This is a genomic window from Microbulbifer hainanensis (assembly GCF_014904735.1).
In the GTDB taxonomy this organism is placed as follows: domain Bacteria; phylum Pseudomonadota; class Gammaproteobacteria; order Pseudomonadales; family Cellvibrionaceae; genus Microbulbifer; species Microbulbifer hainanensis.
The window spans coordinates 1-16,235 of sequence record NZ_JACZCR010000049.1 but is presented as its reverse complement, the minus strand read 5'-3'; the positions used below and the strand labels follow the sequence as shown (position 1 = coordinate 16,235).

Here is a 16,235-nt window from a genome sequence, read left to right as displayed (position 1 = left end):
TAGTAGCCTGTAGGTTCACACGGAAACAGAGCCCGCGGCGCCAGTGAACCACTTTGCCTTTTCAGCGACTACCGTTCTGCTGGTCGTCACCACCGCGGTCAGCCTGATCGCGCTGTACCTGTCCCCCAAGCTGCTCGCGCAGTGCGCTTTCCAGCCTTACTTTGTCTGGCGCGGTGAAAAGCGCAACTCGATCTACCTCGCCGGTTTTGTCCACGCCAACCTGATGCACCTGCTGGTCAACATGTGGTGCCTGTGGATATTCGGGCCGCCACTCGAGCGGCTGATCGGCGGCACCCGCTTTGTCGTTCTCTACGGCGTTGCACTGGTCGCCAGTCACCTGCCCACGCTGTTCAAGGAGCGGCAGAACCCGAAGTACGCGAGTGTCGGCGCTTCCGGTGCGATTTCAGCGGTGCTGTTTGCCTTTATTGTCTACTACCCGAAATCCGAGCTGTTCCTGCTGTTTCTGCCGATTCCGGTGCAGGCCTGGCTGTTCGGTCTGCTGTATCTGGCCTATAGCGTGTACGCCAGCCGCGACAAAAACAGCCATATCAATCACGACGCGCATTTCTGGGGCGCACTGACCGGGCTGCTGTTTGTGCTGATTGTCGATCCGGGCGCCTGGGCGCGCCTGTTCTGATACGCCGGCATTGACGGCTTTGCCTGATACCAGCGGGTGAGGGATAGTTGCAGGGGGGCATACGCAGTTCGCTCAGGGCTAGGGAGCTGCCGTTAGAGCGGAGATAAACGGGGCGCGGTATAGACGGGTACCGCGCCCGCAGGGGTCAGGTGTCCAGCAGCAATTGCGCGGCTTCAATCGCGAAATAGGTCAGCACGCCGTCGGCACCGGCGCGCTTGAAGCTGAGCAGCGACTCCAGAATGATTGCTTCCCGATTGAGCCAGCCGTTCTCGAATGCGGCGCAGTGCATCGCGTATTCGCCGCTGACCTGATAGGCGAACGTGGGCACGCGCAGCTCGTCTTTGACGCGGCGCACTACGTCCAGGTAGGGCATGCCCGGCTTGACCATAATCATGTCCGCACCTTCCTGAATATCCAGCGCGCACTCGTGCAGGGCCTCGTCGCCATTGGCGGGATCCATCTGGTAGCTGGATTTGTTACCCCCTTTCAGGTTGCCGGCGGACCCGACCGCGTCGCGAAACGGCCCGTAGTAGGCCGAGGCGTATTTGGCGGCGTAAGACATAATCAGCGTGTTAATGTGGCCTTCGCGCTCCATTGCGGTGCGGATTGCACCAATGCGCCCGTCCATCATGTCCGAGGGTGCCACGACATCGGCCCCGGCGGCGGCGTGGGACAGGGCCTGCTGCACCAGCACTTCGACGGTGTCGTCGTTGACGATGTAGCCACTGTCGTCCATCAGGCCGTCCTGCCCATGGCTGGTGAAGGGATCCAGTGCCACATCGGTGATGACACCCAGCTCAGGCGCGGCGTTTTTCAGTTCGCGCACTGCGCGCTGGGCCAGGCCGTCGGCGTCGTAGGCGGCGCGGGCGTCGTCGGACTTGTGCGCCGGATCCACCACCGGGAACAGCGCCACGGCGGGAATACCCAGCTGCACCAGCTCGCGGGCTTTCTGTGCCAGTAGATCCACGGTCAACCGCTCAACCCCCGGCATCGATGCGACGCGCTGGGTTTCATTGCGCCCCTCGATCACGAACAGCGGCAGGATCAGGTCGTCGCAGGTGAGTTGGTGTTCGCGCACCAGGCGGCGGGAGAAATCCTGCGCGCGCAGTCGGCGCAATCGCGTATTGGGATAGGCGCCGCGGTGAAGGCTGATACTCATAGGGATAGTCACTCAGGCTGATAGAAGGGGTTTTGCCGCGACGGTGCCGCAGCGGATAAGCTGGCGGCAATCATATCAAATGGGAGACGGACTGATGGCAGCAGCTTTGTGGTGTCTGCTGGTGGCGGTGCTGATGCCGCCGGGGTTTGCCGCGATTGCCAAGGCGGCCGGCTCGGGCCGCTATAACAATCTGGCGCCGCGGGAATATCTCGAGCAGCAGGACGGTCTGTCGCGCCGGGCCGACTGGGCACAGCGCAACAGTTTCGAGGCATTACCGACGTTCGCCGCTGCGGTGCTCGGGGCCATGGTCGCCGGCGTGCCGGAATTCTGGCTGTCCGGCTTGTCCGTGGCTTTTGTCGTGGCGCGGATACTGTATGGTTTCTGCTACCTGCGGGACTGGGGTTACGCGCGCTCCCTGTTCTGGTTCTGTGGCTTTTTCTGCTGTCTCGGCCTACTGATCATGGCGGCGCTGGCGGCGGCCTGAGTCGCGGCTCAACCGCTGCCCGAGCGCAGGAATGTCACCAGCTGTTGTCCGGCGGCGCCAATATGCTGTTCCAGCAGTGAGGCGGCCGTTTCGCTGTCGCCCCGCTGCAGTGTGTCGACAATCGCGTAGTGTTCACGCTGACTGGTGTCCTGGTAGTTGAGACTGCGGGACTGGTAGCCGATATAGCGCTCACACTGCCGGTGCAGTTGCTCCACTGTGGCAAACAGGGTCGGGCGCGCGGCGGCGCGATACAGGCACGCGTGAAACTCCCAGTTCAGCGCGCCTATCTCGGTTGCCGACAGTGTCCGGTCCGATTCCATGCGGTCGAGAATATCCCGCGCGCGGCCCAGGGTCTCGGCACTGAGGTGCGGCGCCGCCAGTGTCTGCAGCAGCGGTTCCAGACGCATACGCATCAGGTACAGATCCTCCACTTCGAGCACGTCGAAACGCGGCACCGCGACACCGCGCTTGCCGTGTCCGGTAAGCCAGCCCTCACTTTTCAGCTGTTGCAGCGCGTCCCGTACCGGAATGCGACTGACGTCGTAGAGTTCGGCCAGTTCCGCCTGCTTCAGCACGCGGCCGGGGGGGAATCGGCCTTGCTGGAGATCCCTCTTGATACGCTGGTAGAGGTTCACGAATCCCGCCTTCTGAACATCCAGTAACTCGCCAGACCTCCGGCCAGTCCCCAGAAGGCTGCGCCAATACCGAAGAAGCTGGCGCCGGAAGCGGTGATCAGGAAAGTGATCAGCGCCGCTTCGCGGCTTTCGACTTCGGCAGTGGCGCCCGCGAGGCTGGCGCCGATGGTGCCGATCAGGGCCAGCCCGGCCAGGCTCGCGATCAGCGCCTGGGGAAAGGCGCTGAACAGGGCCACGACGCTGGCGCCACAGAGCCCCACGAGCAGGTAGAAAACACCGGCGGCAATGCCGGCGGTGTAGCGGCGCGCGGGGTCTGCGTGCGCCTCCGGCCCGGTGCAGATGGCGGCGGTAATCGCGGCGAGGTTGAAGGCGAAGCCGCCGAATGGCGTCAGTAGCAGCGACGTCAGCCCCGTTCCGCTGATGACCGGCGAAATCGGCACCCGCTCGTAACCGCAGGCTCTGAGGGTGGCAACGCCGGGAATATTCTGCGAAGTCATGGTGACGATAAATAGCGGAAGGCCGACGCCGAGGAGCGTGGACAACTTGAACTCCGGCGCTACCCACACCGGTCGGCTCGGCGTCCAGTGCAACAGCTCGAAATGGACCAGTCCCAGCAGCCAGCTGAGCGGAAAACCAACCGCCAGCACCAGGATAATCGCGTAGCGGGGCAGCCAGCGGCGGCCGACGAGATAGGTCAGCAGCATGGTACCAACCAGCAGCGGGTTGCCCTGCAGCGAGGTGAAGATCGACAGGCCAAATTGCACCAGGATCCCGGCGAGCATGGCGCTGGTGATCGGCATGGGGATTTTCTCCATGACCTTGTCGAAGGTACCAGACAGGCCGATTAGCAAAGTCAGCAGTGCGCTGAACAGAAACGCACCGATGGCCTCGGCCATCGGAATCCCCACCAGACTGGTCGCCAGTAGCGCGGCGCCGGGCGTGGACCAGGCGGTGATTACCGGCGCACGGTAGTACCAGGAAAAGGCGATGCAGGTCAGGCCCATACCGAGGCCCAGGGCGCCGATCCAGGACACCATCATTGCCTCGCTGGCCCCGGCAGCGCGGGCCGCTTCGAAGACGATAGCGACGGAGCTGGCAATGCCGACCAGTACGGCGACGAAGCCGGCGCTGATCGTGGACAGGCTGCTATCCGCCCATAGTGAACGGTTCAAAATGTATACCTTCTAAAAAATGTATACATTTTTATATGGCGCGAGCACGGAAAATGCAATGCTTTTCGCAGGGCACTGTCACGCCGATGGGATTCTGAGGGGAGGGTGGGCGCCCGCTCCATCATGGGAAGGGCGCCAATTGAAGGGGGTCAGTCCAGTCGCGCAAAGACACGACGCGCGGCGGCGATGGTCTGCTCGATGTCGTCATCGCTGTGGGCCGCGGACATAAAGCCGGCTTCGTAGGAGGCCGGCGCAAGATAGACCCCTTCCTCCAACATGCCGTGGAAGAAGCGGTTGAAGCGCTCGGTATCGCAGGCCATGACCTGCTGGTAGTTGGAGACCTGCGGCGCATCGGTGAAGAAGAAACCGAACATGCTGCCGGCCTTGTTGGCCGTCAATGGAATGCCCGCTTCTTTGGCGGCGGCCAGCACACCTTCCACGAGGCGGTCGGTCTTGGCGGTGAGCTGGTCGTACAGCCCTTCCTCCTGAATCAGTTGCAGGGTTTCCAGACCGGCCACCATGGCCATCGGGTTGCCGGACAGAGTGCCGGCCTGGTAGACCGGACCGAGCGGCGCAATTTGCTCCATGATTTCGCGCTTGCCGCCGAAGGCGCCCACCGGCATACCGCCGCCGATCACCTTGCCCAGTGTGGTCAGATCAGCTTCGATACCGTAGTGACCCTGGGCGCCGGTCAGGCTGACGCGGAAGCCGGTCATTACTTCGTCGAGGATCAGCACCGCACCGTGCTGGTCGCAGACTTCCCGCAAAGTTTCCAGAAAGCCCGGTACCGGCGGAATGCAGTTCATATTGCCGGCCACCGGCTCGACGATGATGCAGGCGATCTGATCGCCGATTTCGTCGAAACACTTCCGCACGCCCTCGGCATCGTTGTAGCTCAGCGTAATGGTGTGGTCCGCCAGCGACGCCGGCACGCCGGGGGAAGACGGCACGCCCATGGTCAGGGCGCCGGAACCGGCTTTGACCAGCAGCGAGTCGGAGTGGCCGTGGTAGCACCCCTCGAATTTGACGATCTTGTCGCGGCCGGTGTAGCCGCGCGCCAGGCGGATGGCGCTCATGGTGGCCTCGGTGCCGGAGTTGACGAAGCGCACCAGATCCATGTTCGGCCAAAGGCGGCACAGTTCTTCTGCCAGCTCGGTTTCCAGTTCGGTGGGGGCGCCGAAGCTGAGGCCCGACTGGGCCTGTTCCACAACCGCCTCGATGACGTCCGGATGTGCGTGACCGAGGACCATCGGTCCCCAGGACTGCACATAGTCGATATAGCGCTTGCCGTCGGCGTCATACAGATAGGCGCCTTCGGCGCGTTCAATGAACAGGGGGGTTCCGCCGACTGCGCGGAAGGCTCGCACTGGGGAGTTCACGCCGCCGGGAATGTACTGCTGGGCTTCGGCAAAGAGTTGCTCGGATTTGCTCATATCGACTCGGAATTCGTTGGAGGGGTGGAAAAATTTCGCGCGTATTATCGCGGTAATGGGCAGCGCCTACAAACGGTCGCTGCAGAGGGGACGTCGCGCGGGCAGTGGTGGCTCACCGGCGAATCAGCGCTTGCTCCAGAACAGGCGATTGGGAATCGGGCGGCCCATTCCCAGGCGGCGGCTGTCCGCGATGGCGCTCCAGGTGAATTGCTGACTGCGGCTGACGGCCTCGATGATGGTGAGGCCGTGGGCGATATGGCAGGCGATGGCGGTGGCAAGTGTGCCGCAGGTGCCGTAGGCGGCCGGCGGTAGGCGCTCCCAGTGGAACTGGCGGATCAGGCCGCGCTCATCGTAGAGGCGGTTTTCCAGCCGCTGTTCGCTGGGCACGCCAGTCACCAGCAAGTAGCGGCAGCCGCTCTCCAGTAGTTCCTGCGCCATGGCGTCCAGTACGTCCGCCTCCACCGCCATGGCACAGGCTTCGCGGCGGTTGGGGCAGGTCATGGTGGCGTGGGGCAGCAGCAGGGATGTCATCGCCTCCCACAGCGGCGGTGCCAGCAGGCTCTGTTTGTCGGCGAGGGTAGCGTCGGGATCGATGACGACGGGGATATCCGGATAGTCACGCAGCACGCTGTGCAGTGCGCGCACATTCTCTACCGAGCCGAGGTAGCCCACCTTGATGGCGGCCACCGGCATATCCTCGAGCACCGCGCGGGCCTGTTCCACCAGCAGGCTGTCGTCCACCGGGGCGACACCGAGCAGTTCTCCGGTATCCCCCACGCTGATGGCGGACACTACCGATGTGCAGTGGCAGCCCAGGCTGACGGCGGTTTCGGTGTCCGCAGTGATACCAGCACTGCCACTGGGGTCGTGGTGGGTGACGGTCAGTACGACGGGTTGGCGTGTATCCATGATCGAGTCGTGCGGTTCCGTGGCTGTGTGGAGGTGTCCGGAGGTTCCTTCATTCTAGATGCTGGGCGCGATCTCATCGGAATGATAGCGCGCCAAAATTGGTGTCTTCGGGTACGGCAGGGATCGGGCCTAGAAAGGTTTCACCACGGCCAGAATAGCGATGGCGATCAGCGCGATCACCGGCAATTCGTTGAAAATGCGGAAATAGCGTCCGCTCTTGGTGTTCGTACCCTCGGCAAATTTGCGTACGTAGGCGCCGCACATGTGGTGGTAACCGATCAGCAGTACGACGAACACGAGCTTGGCGTGGAACCAGCCGGCGGTCTTGTAGTACTCCCAGTTAAAGCTGGCGAGCCAGATACCCAGCGCGATGGTGATAATCATTGAAGGCGTGCCGATACCACGATACAGGCGGCGCTCCATGATGCAGAAGCGGTCGCGGCTCACCGCATCGGTCGCATCCACGTGATAGACGAACAGGCGCGGTAGGTAGAAAAGTGCAGCGAACCAGCAGACCACGGCGACCAGGTGAAAAGCCTTAACCCACAGCATTGAGTGCCCCCTTGGCAGAAACAGATTGGATTATTTGCGGTAAAAGTTATCGATGTCCTGAGGCAGGATAATGCCCGCGGCATTGTTGTCCAGTGCGCCACTCTGGCTGCGAATGATATACAGCGCGTCGGCGCCGCTGGACTCCAGCTGCTGCTGGGCTTCCAGTAGCGTAGAGCGCCAGTTCAGCGCGGCTGGTTGATGGCGCTCGCCGGGCAGTTTGAGCAGATCTATGTCCTCGATATCTTCCGGGATGGCCTCCTGTTCGAACTCAACTCGGTTTTCCCGCAGGCGCTCGAGGAAGGTGGCGAGATCGGCTGCCCGCAGGATTTGTGGCGCGGGCTTATCCGGCAGGTCAATCAGGATCCACAGGGGGTGGCGCTCGATCAAACGCCGCGCCTCGGGCTCGCCCACATAGCGCGGCGCTACCACGAAGCGCCGCTCCATCACGCTGGCCACACCGACGCGACTGAGCATCTGCTGGCGCCAGCTGGGGGTGCCACTCTTGTCCTGTGCACGCAGGGTCTCCTGGAATATGCCTTCGGTGCCGAAAACCTGACGGCACACCAGGCACGCAGTGACGATCATCATCATGCCGGCAAACAGCACATTGGGGTTGTAGGTGAGCTCGAGAATGGCCAGCAGCGCGGCCAGGGGCGCGTTGAGCAGTGCCGCCATCATCGCCGCCATGCCCACCATCGCGTAGAAGCCGGGGCTGGCGGTGAACTCCCCCAGCCACAGGTTGGCGAGACCACCGGCGATGCCGCCCAGGCAGGCCCCTAGGAACAGGCTGGGGCCGATGACCCCGCCGGGAATGCCGAGGCCGCTGCCTACCGAAGTGGCGACCAGTTTGGCGGCGACGATGACGATGAGCGCGGTGAAACCGATTTCCCCCATCATTGCCAGGCCCAGGGTGTCGTAGCCGGCACCGAGGATTTCCGGCACCCAGATACCCAGTGTGCCGGTGACGAGGCCGACGGCGAGAAAACGCATGATCGGGGAGCGCCGTTGCAGTGGGGTGAGCTTGCGCTGGGTGCGGATAAACAGGGCGGCCAGTGTGCCGATCACGACCGCGCACAGCAGCAGGATCGGCAGTTCGGTGAGCGAGTTCAGGTGAATGGCTGGCGCGCTGAATGCCGGGCGGCTACCGAAGGTGAGCTGGGTAGTGGCGCTGCCCGCCACCGCTGCCAGCATCACCGGTAGGAATCCGACCACGGAGTACTCCAGCATGACGACTTCCATGGCGAATACCACGCCGGCGAGGGGCGTGTTGAACGAGGCTGCAATCGCCGCGGCCACACCGCATCCGAGTAGGCTGCGTGCGGAATTGTTGGGCAACTTCAACTTCCCCGCGACCCAGCTGCCGCTGGCGGCCCCGAGGTGTACGGCGGGTCCCTCCCGGCCGACTGAATGGCCGCTGATCAGTGTCACTGCCCCGGCAAAAAATTGCAGCAGGGCGTTGGACAGCGGCATTTGCGCCTGGTGGTTGTGCAGGCGGTCGAGCACATGCGCGACACCGACGGCGCGCCGACTGGGGCGCAGCAGCTCAAATACCGCACCCAACACCAGGGCGCCGAAAACCGGCAGCGCAAATCGCCACATCGGCGCCAGGGATTCGAAGTGTCCGGGTGCCGACAGGAAAAACTTAGTCGGCCACTCGCTGGCGAGGCGGAAGGCGACGGTGACGAGGCCCGCGCAGGCGCCGGTCAACAGGGCCAGGGCCAGCAGCGGTGCCAGCGCTTCCTGGGAGGCGAGTTGCAGGCGCAACTTTTCCAGACCGCGCTCGCGCGCGGGCCAGTTGCCCGGCGATTTACTGCTGGTCAGTCGGGAGCGTTGTGACACCACACATCCTTATCTGGCAGAAGCTTGTGGTAGAGTGCTCGCCTGATTATATCGAGGATTGGGCCGCAAACAGCGGCCGCAGTGAGCACAGGAGATTCGTGGCGGTGATCAAGGTAGCAATTGTGGGCGGTACCGGCTACACGGGAGTGGAATTGTTGCGTTTGCTCTCCGCGCACCCGCAGGTAGAGCTGACCGCGATCACTTCCCGGGCCCTTGCGGGCACAGCGGTGGCGGAACTTTTCCCGAGCCTGCGGGGTCACTGCAATCTAGCATTTTGCGAACCGGACCTGGAGCAGCTGGCCGCCTGCGACTTGGTGTTTTTCGCCACGCCACACGGCGTAGCCCAGGCCCAGGTTCCCGAACTGATTCAGCGCGGAGTGCGCGTGATCGACCTGTCGGCAGACTTCCGCTTGCAGGATATTCCCGCCTGGGAACAGTGGTACGGCCAGGCGCACGCGGCACCGGAGCTGGCCGCCGAGGCGGTTTACGGCTTGCCGGAAGTGAATCGCGCCGATATCGCCGGTGCGCAACTGGTGGCCTGCCCCGGTTGCTATCCCACGGCAATCCAGCTGGGCTGGATTCCGCTGTTGGAAGCCGGCGCTGTGGATCCGCAGCACCTGATCGCCAGTGCTGCCAGCGGCGCCAGCGGTGCCGGTCGCCAGGGCAAGACGGAACTGCTGTTCGCCGAAAACAGCGACAACTTCCGCGCCTATGCCGCCGGCGGGCACCGCCACCTGCCGGAGATTGAGCAGGGGCTGCGCCGGGTGCAGCCTGCCGGATCCGAGGCGGCGCGCGTGACCTTTGTGCCGCACCTGCTGCCGATGGTGCGGGGCATCCACGCGACGCTGTTCGGCACCCTCAGCAAAGGGCAGTCCGCGGAGCAACTGCAGGCGCTGTTTGAACAGCGCTACGCCAACGAACCGTTTGTGGATGTACTGCCCGCCGGTAGTCACCCGCAGACACGCAGCGTACGCGGCACCAATATGTGCAGGATCGCACTGATGCAGCCCCAGGGGCGTGAGACCCTGGTAGTCATGTCGGTCATCGACAACCTGGCCAAAGGCGCATCGGCGCAGGCGATACAGAACATGAACATCATGTTCGGGCTAAATGAGACGTTGGGACTGGAGAGCCCCGCTCTGCTGCCTTAAAATCGGCGGCGATTACCACATTCTCGAAATAACCAAATAACAAACCAGCGGAATTCATGGCGAAAAAAGTAAAAGGCAGCAAGCAGTACCGCATGAAAGTGGTGCCCCACCGGCCGTTCTCCGGGACGCTGTCTGTGATCGGAGTGGCGCTGCTGGTGCTGGCGACGTCGGCCGCGGCCTATTACGCCGGCCAGCACCACTTGCGGCAGGGCCTGGACCAGAAGACCCGGGAATACGACACGGCCCAGAAACAGCTCGACAAACTGCGCAGCGAGAACGAGTCTCTGCGCCTGCGGGCAGCGACGGCGGAGCAGTCGTTGACCATCGGTGAACAGGCCGGCGAGAAAGTGCGCGCCGAATTGGTGGCGAAAGACAACCGCATTGCCGAACTCAAGCAGGAAATCACTTTTTACCGCGGCCTGATGGCCCCGGCCGACGGCAGCGATGGCGTATCCATCGGCCGTTTCAGTATTTCGCAGACGTCTGACCAGCGGCGCTACCAGTACAAACTGTTGGTGCAGCAGTCGACGACTCGACACAACGTGGTGAGTGGCAATGCGACCTTCACCGTTGTGGGCAGCCAGGATGGACAGCCAAAACGCTATCCGCTGAGCGCTCTGTCGGCGCAGGTGGATAGTGAGAAGATACCTTTGCGCTTTAAATACTTTCAGAATATCGAGGGCGAGCTACAGTTGCCCGAGGGCTTTGAGCCTGAAGGTGTGGAGCTGTCGCTGAAATCCAGTGGGCGCAAAGGTTTCAATATAGAGCAGCGCTACGGTTGGCTGGTGCAGAAAAGCTAATTGACTGTAGCGTCGAAGCTACGAGGTTTGGGTGAATTATGTTAAGAAAGAAAGAAAAGGCTAACACTATGGCTAGCTCCAGCAGTAACCACACGACTTTGATTGCGCGTCAGACCGAAGTCTCCGGCGATCTCCACTTCCGCGGCAACCTCGTGATCGAGGGCAAAGTGCGCGGTAACGTCAGTGCGCACAGCGACAGCGATGCGCGCCTGCAGATCGTCGATGGCGGTATGGTCGAAGGTGAAATCCGCGTCCCTCACGTGGTGATCAACGGCAATGTTAAGGGCGACGTTTACGCCACGCGCCATCTGGAGCTGTCCTCCAAGGCGATGGTGGAAGGCAATGTCCATTACAAGCTGATCGAGATGGTCAAAGGCGCCCAGGTCAATGGCGCGCTGGTGTCCAATGTCGACGTGGATACTGCCGGCGAGCCGCGCATGATCGAATACTCGGATGAGACGGTCATCGACGCCGAGTAATTCTCTTCCGGCCGCACCGCGGTCGACCGGCGGGTCGGCGCTTCTTGTCGCCCGCCGATTCACTATACTTGACTGATTTCCTTGGTTTTAGCAAGATGGCGGCCACAAGGCTGCGCCTCTGCATAGTTTTTATGCGGGCGCGAATGCCTGTTCTGCCGAGAGAGACCTATGTCAGAAGCTGTTTCCTTTTCCCCAGAGCCGGTTGTGGTCACCGAGCGGGCCGTGGCCAAGGTCAAGAGTCTGCTGGAGGAAGAGGGCAATCCGGAACTGAAACTGCGCGTGTTCGTCACCGGTGGTGGCTGCTCCGGTTTCCAGTATGGTTTTACCTTCGATGAGCTGGTGGCCGAAGACGACGCTGTCGTCGAGAAAGACGGTATACAGGTGCTGGTGGATGCAATGAGCTATCCGTACCTGGTGGGGGCCAGCGTGGACTACGAGGAAGGGCTTTCCGGGTCCCGTTTCGTGGTGCAGAACCCCAACGCCTCTTCCACCTGCGGCTGCGGCTCCTCCTTTTCGATTTGAGCCAGCGGGCGCCTGCCCGCAACGCCACACGCCCTGCCTGCGCTCCGTCAGGCGGGGTAAATCCCTCCCAGGATCGTTTTCTTGCGCGCGCCGGTGACGCCCGGACAGTTGCCCGGCAATCCCAGCAGGGTCTGGCGGGCCAGCCATGCGAATCCCACTGCCTCCAGCCAGTCCGCATCGATACCGTAACTGCCGGTACAGGCGATCGACCAGGTCGGCAGGCGCCGGCGCAGTCGGGCCATTAAATCCTTGTTTCTGGCGCCGCCGCCGCAAACCAGCAGTTCGCCGCCGGAGGCAAACTGGTGTGCGGCATCGGCAATGCTGGCGGCGGTTACTTCTGCCAGCGTTGCCTGGATATCCACCGGGGCGACTTCCAGTCCTGCGCTGGCGCCCTCGAGCCAACTCGCGTTAAAGGTCTCGCGGCCGGTGCTCTTGGGAGGCTTGGCGGCGAAGTACGGGTCGGCCATCAGCCGGTTCAGTAGCTCCGGGTGCACTCGGCCACTGGCAGCCCAGGCGCCGTCTTCGTCGTAGGATTTACCTTTGTGCAGGCCCACCCAGTAGTCGAGTAGAGCGTTGCCGGGGCCGGTGTCGTAGCCGTAGACACTGCCGTCGGCGGACAGCTCGGTAATGTTCGCCATGCCGCCAATGTTGACCACTGCGCGATCGCGGTCAGTGGCGAATGCGGCCTGGTGGAAAGCTGGCATTAGCGGCGCACCCTGGCCGCCGAGGGCCATATCCCGGCGGCGGAAATCGGCGACGGTAGTGATACCGGTTAGCGCAGCAATAGAGTTCGGATCACCCAGTTGCAGGGAAAAGGGCAGGGAGACAGAGCCGGGTGGCCGATGGCGCACGGTCTGGCCGTGGCTGCCGATGGCGGCGACATCCCCGGGCTGCACGCCGGCCCGGTCCAGCAGGCTCAGTACTGCATCGGCGAAGACCTGGCCGATCTCCCGGTCCAGTTGTCCGGCGCGATCGAGCTCCGACGGTCCAGGTGCGCAGAGCGCGAGAATGGCTTCGCGCAGTGCCGGAGAAATCGGGTGGCCGAGGGTAGAGACGATTTTTGTCTGGAGGGTGTCCTTTTCGCCGAAGTCGACCAGCACCGCGTCGATCGAGTCGACGCTGGTGCCGGACATCAGCCCAATATAGAGCTCCGCCATGGAACAGGTATCCGCGGTTTAATTGACGGTATTGTTATCGCTGTTGTCGTCACGCTGGGCTAGGGCCGGGCGCTCGTAGTTTTCCAGTTGTGCCAGCAGCGGCTGGGTCTGGGCCTGGAAGCGCGCCATTTCCGACGCCGGGACGGACTTCGCCTTGGGCAACTTGCGCACGATGGTGGCGGGGTTGCGGTGGTGGCCGTTTACCAGGAATTCATAGTGCAGGTGTGGCCCGGTGGCGTAACCGGTGGAACCGACATTGCCGATCACCTGGCGCTGCTTCACCCGTTGGCCGGTTTTGACCCGGCGCTTGCTCAGGTGCAGGTACCGGGTCACGTAGTGTTCGCCGTGCTGCAGGAAGATGTAATTGCCGTTGGCTTTGCTGTAGCCGGATTTGATTACACGGCCGTCGGCGGTGGCATAGACCGGCGTGCCCGTCGGGGCCGCGTAGTCGGTGCCGTTATGCGGGCGGCGGGTTTTAAAAATCGGGTGCAGTCGGTGCGGGTTGTACCCGGAGCTGATACGGGCGAAATCCACCGGGGTGCGGATAAAAGCCTTGCGCATACTTTTGCCGTCGGGCGTGTAGTAGTTGGCATCACCGTGGACATCGACGTAGCGCACCGCGCTGAAGGTTTTGCCGTGATTGGTGAAACTCACTGCCTGGATGGGGCCGTTACCGATTTTTTCCCCCTCCAGAAACTCTTCTTCGTACATGACGCTGAAGCTATCGCCCTTGCGGATGTCCAGTGCGAAGTCGATGTCGGAACTGAATACGTCCGCCATTTCCATGATCAGGTTGCCGCTCAGGCCGGCATCGCTGCCGGCAACAAAGAGTGAGCTGTCGATCTTGGCGTGGCGATAAGCGGTATAACTGTCGGCCTTGCGCTGGTGCAGGGCGTACTTGAAGTCTCCGCTATCGCCGCGGCTGAATTCTTCCAGGTTCAGTCGATCGCGGTGCAGCTCGAGGCTCTTCAGGGCACCCTGGTCATCCGTGCGGAAGGTAAGCTCTTCGCCCGGGGCCAGCTTTGCCAGCTGCCGCGCTTCTTTACCGCTGGCCAGCAGCTGGTACATCTCGGCGGCACTGACACCGGCGCGCTCAAACAGGTCGGACAGGGTGTCACCCTGCTTGACCTTCAGTGTGTGGGCGCGCAACGTCTCCTCGGCTTCCGGCGCGGCGGCGTGATGTGTGGCCGCGGTACCGGCAGTGGCTTCGACCGCTGTCGTGCTGGAGAGGTTTACCTCCAGGGGCAGTCGCTTGGCCTCTACTTCAGGTGTGGACATGAACATGGTGAGCGCCAGTGCGAAACTGGCCGCGCCGGCTGCGAGGGCATGGGTGCGGGGAAAGTGCTGGCGCACTGCGCCCAGCAGGCGCTTCGGCGTCTGTTTGCTTTGATCGTACATGGTCTTATCGGCTGGCGCTGCTAGTGCTTGTTATCTGGGTTACTGGTGACCGGTGCCTAAAAAACGAACACCGAGGCGGCTTTATAACAAAATTCCCGCCGTGGTTCACGGAGTAATTGACCTGTCTGTCCATGATTGAGTTCCTCTGCGTTTATTCCCTGGCAGTGGTTTGCACGTATTGTACGCGCTTGTATTTACCGCAGACTTCGGTAATGTTGCAGCCCGCTTTGCCGCCGTCCGGCGGCCCGATTCAACCGAAAAGTATTTTGAAGGGGAAACCATGGCCGGGGTCGATGGGACACTGCTTAAAGACTTGGACCGCCGCGGACTGATCAATCAGGCGACAGGCGACGGCGAGCTGACACAGCATCTGGCGGAGCCAAGAACCCTCTATTGCGGTTTCGACCCCACCGCGGATTCCCTGCATATAGGCAGTCTAGTCCCGCTACTGACTTTGAAGAGGTTTCAGGCGGCAGGACACAAACCGATTGCGCTGGTTGGCGGCGCAACCGGCCTGATTGGCGACCCTTCCTTCAAAACACAGGAGCGCAGTCTCAATACTCCGGATGTGGTTTCTGGCTGGGTGGAAAAACTGAAGGCGCAGGTTTCACGCTTTGTCGATTTTGATTGTGGCGACAACAGCGCCATCGTCGCCAATAACCTCGACTGGACGCAGAACCTCAATGTGCTCGATTTTCTGCGCGACGTGGGAAAACATTTCTCCGTCAACAATATGATTAACAAGGAATCCGTCAAGCAGCGGATTCAGCGGGAAGGTGAGGGAATTTCCTTCACTGAGTTCTCCTACATGCTGCTGCAGTCGATGGATTTTTCCGAGCTGTACAAGCGCGAAGGGTGCACCCTGCAGATCGGCGGTTCGGACCAGTGGGGCAATATCACCGGTGGCGTCGATCTGACGCGCCGCCAACACCGCGGCAAGGTATTCGGCCTGACACTGCCGCTGGTGACCAAAGCCGACGGCACCAAATTCGGCAAAACCGAAAGCGGCACCATCTGGCTGGACGCCAACCGCACTTCGCCGTACGCCTTCTATCAGTTCTGGCTGAACACGGCCGATGCGGACGTCTACAAATTCCTGCGTTACTTCACTTTCCTTAGTGTCGATGAGATCGATGCGATCGAAGCCGCGGACCGCGAGCGCGCCGGCAAGCCGGAGGCGCAGGGTATCCTTGCGCGGGAAGTGACACAGCTGGTGCACGGAGCGGATGGTCTCGCCGCAGCGGAGCGGATTTCCCGTGCGCTGTTTTCCGGAGATATTGCCGAGTTGTCTGCGAGCGATCTCGAGCAGTTGCGCCTCGACGGCCTGCCCAGCTCCGATCTCCCAGCGGATTTCGGCGGGCAGAGCCTGATCAACCTACTGGTGGATGCGGGCATGGCGCCTTCCGGCAAGCCGGTTAAAGATGCGCTGGGTCGCAATGCCGTGCTGGTGAACGGCCAGGCCGTCGGCATGGAAAGTAATGGGGATCCCGCCAGCGTGTTCGCCGCAGACAAGGCGCTGAGCGACCGCTTCTATATCGTCCGGCTCGGCAAGAAGAAGTACCACCTGTTTGCACTGGCAAATTGATGGCTTTTTGAGCGTTTTTTCGCCGAAAAAGCATTTTTTACAGTTTTGTCACAAAAGAGCTTGCAGCGGGCTGAGCCAGCTCGTATAGTTCGCGCCCTCGCTGCTTGAGAAGCAGTGAGGAGGCAGCTCCAAGTGATTGATTTTCTTAAGAAAGTTTCTCCAAGAAAGAGCTTGCCAAGGTCGAAGAGGTCGCTATAATGCGCGCCACTTCAAGGGTCACCGGAGACGGTGGTCGAGGGTTTCAAAAGCGCTGTTAAGCAGCTGCGAAAACCTCAAAAAAGTCTGCCAGAAAGCGCTTGCTAAAGCAGACCGGATGTGTAGAA

The 16,235-nt window shown here is 61.9% G+C and carries 16 protein-coding genes; 7 read left to right on the top strand and 9 right to left on the bottom strand.

The window, feature by feature from the left end; genetic code table 11:
* Window positions 1–43 precede the first annotated feature (43 nt).
* Window positions 44–637 (top strand): rhomboid family intramembrane serine protease, encoded by a 594-nt coding sequence (locus IG168_RS18380; protein ID WP_193166070.1) that lies wholly within the window; start codon window positions 44–46, stop codon window positions 635–637.
* A gap of 145 nt (window positions 638–782) precedes the next feature.
* Here IG168_RS18380 and hemB read toward each other — a convergent pair whose 3' ends face one another.
* On the bottom strand, window positions 783–1,796 hold the full coding sequence (gene hemB, locus IG168_RS18375) for a porphobilinogen synthase (protein WP_193166069.1): 1,014 nt from the start codon (window positions 1,794–1,796) through the stop codon (window positions 783–785).
* Window positions 1,797–1,890: 94 nt separating this feature from the next.
* Here hemB and IG168_RS18370 point away from each other — a divergent pair, with 94 nt between their 5' ends.
* A complete protein-coding gene (locus IG168_RS18370; protein WP_193166068.1) occupies window positions 1,891–2,280 on the top strand; it encodes an MAPEG family protein in 390 nt (129 codons plus the stop codon).
* Window positions 2,281–2,288: 8 nt separating this feature from the next.
* Here IG168_RS18370 and IG168_RS18365 read toward each other — a convergent pair whose 3' ends face one another.
* The 6 genes from IG168_RS18365 to IG168_RS18340 all read right to left on the bottom strand — a co-directional run bounded on the left by IG168_RS18365 (window position 2,289) and on the right by IG168_RS18340 (window position 8,820).
* Window positions 2,289–2,915: a GntR family transcriptional regulator gene (locus IG168_RS18365; protein ID WP_193166067.1), complete on the bottom strand. Its 627-nt coding sequence runs from the start codon at window positions 2,913–2,915 to the stop codon at window positions 2,289–2,291.
* Window positions 2,912–4,087, bottom strand: a complete 1,176-nt coding sequence (locus IG168_RS18360) for a benzoate/H(+) symporter BenE family transporter (RefSeq protein WP_226877137.1) — start codon at window positions 4,085–4,087, stop codon at window positions 2,912–2,914. The genes IG168_RS18365 and IG168_RS18360 overlap by 4 nt, the downstream gene beginning before the upstream one ends.
* Before the next feature lie 149 nt (window positions 4,088–4,236).
* A complete protein-coding gene (gene hemL / locus IG168_RS18355; RefSeq protein WP_193166066.1) occupies window positions 4,237–5,520 on the bottom strand; it encodes a glutamate-1-semialdehyde 2,1-aminomutase in 1,284 nt (427 codons plus the stop codon).
* Window positions 5,521–5,643: 123 nt separating this feature from the next.
* Entirely contained in the window at window positions 5,644–6,429 is a 786-nt protein-coding gene (gene thiD / locus IG168_RS18350) for a bifunctional hydroxymethylpyrimidine kinase/phosphomethylpyrimidine kinase (protein WP_193166065.1), read from the bottom strand.
* 129 nt (window positions 6,430–6,558) lie between these two features.
* Entirely contained in the window at window positions 6,559–6,981 is a 423-nt protein-coding gene (hemJ, locus tag IG168_RS18345) for a protoporphyrinogen oxidase HemJ (RefSeq protein WP_193166064.1), read from the bottom strand.
* 30 nt (window positions 6,982–7,011) lie between these two features.
* Window positions 7,012–8,820, bottom strand: a complete 1,809-nt coding sequence (locus IG168_RS18340) for a chloride channel protein (protein ID WP_319024756.1) — start codon at window positions 8,818–8,820, stop codon at window positions 7,012–7,014.
* Window positions 8,821–8,924: 104 nt separating this feature from the next.
* Between IG168_RS18340 and argC the strand changes: the two genes are divergently transcribed.
* From argC to erpA, 4 genes are all read left to right on the top strand, one after another.
* Window positions 8,925–9,971: an N-acetyl-gamma-glutamyl-phosphate reductase gene (gene argC, locus IG168_RS18335; RefSeq protein WP_193166063.1), complete on the top strand. Its 1,047-nt coding sequence runs from the start codon at window positions 8,925–8,927 to the stop codon at window positions 9,969–9,971.
* Between the two features lie 56 nt (window positions 9,972–10,027).
* Entirely contained in the window at window positions 10,028–10,771 is a 744-nt protein-coding gene (locus tag IG168_RS18330; protein ID WP_193166062.1) for a DUF6776 family protein, read from the top strand.
* Between the two features lie 68 nt (window positions 10,772–10,839).
* Window positions 10,840–11,250, top strand: a complete 411-nt coding sequence (locus tag IG168_RS18325) for a bactofilin family protein (RefSeq protein ID WP_193166061.1) — start codon at window positions 10,840–10,842, stop codon at window positions 11,248–11,250.
* A 168-nt stretch (window positions 11,251–11,418) separates the two neighbouring features.
* The gene (gene erpA / locus IG168_RS18320; protein WP_193166060.1) at window positions 11,419–11,772 is read left to right on the top strand and encodes an iron-sulfur cluster insertion protein ErpA; all 354 of its coding nucleotides are present in this window, start codon (window positions 11,419–11,421) and stop codon (window positions 11,770–11,772) included.
* 47 nt (window positions 11,773–11,819) lie between these two features.
* Here the strand turns inward: erpA and IG168_RS18315 are convergent, their stop codons facing one another.
* Both IG168_RS18315 and IG168_RS18310 read right to left on the bottom strand, forming a co-directional pair.
* Window positions 11,820–12,929, bottom strand: coding sequence for an anhydro-N-acetylmuramic acid kinase (locus IG168_RS18315; protein ID WP_193166059.1), 1,110 nt, complete (start codon window positions 12,927–12,929; stop codon window positions 11,820–11,822).
* A gap of 18 nt (window positions 12,930–12,947) precedes the next feature.
* Window positions 12,948–14,327, bottom strand: coding sequence for a peptidoglycan DD-metalloendopeptidase family protein (locus IG168_RS18310; RefSeq protein ID WP_193166058.1), 1,380 nt, complete (start codon window positions 14,325–14,327; stop codon window positions 12,948–12,950).
* A 280-nt stretch (window positions 14,328–14,607) separates the two neighbouring features.
* Here IG168_RS18310 and tyrS point away from each other — a divergent pair, with 280 nt between their 5' ends.
* Window positions 14,608–15,912 (top strand): tyrosine--tRNA ligase, encoded by a 1,305-nt coding sequence (gene tyrS, locus IG168_RS18305; RefSeq protein ID WP_193166057.1) that lies wholly within the window; start codon window positions 14,608–14,610, stop codon window positions 15,910–15,912.
* The last annotated feature ends 323 nt before the right edge of the window (window positions 15,913–16,235 follow it).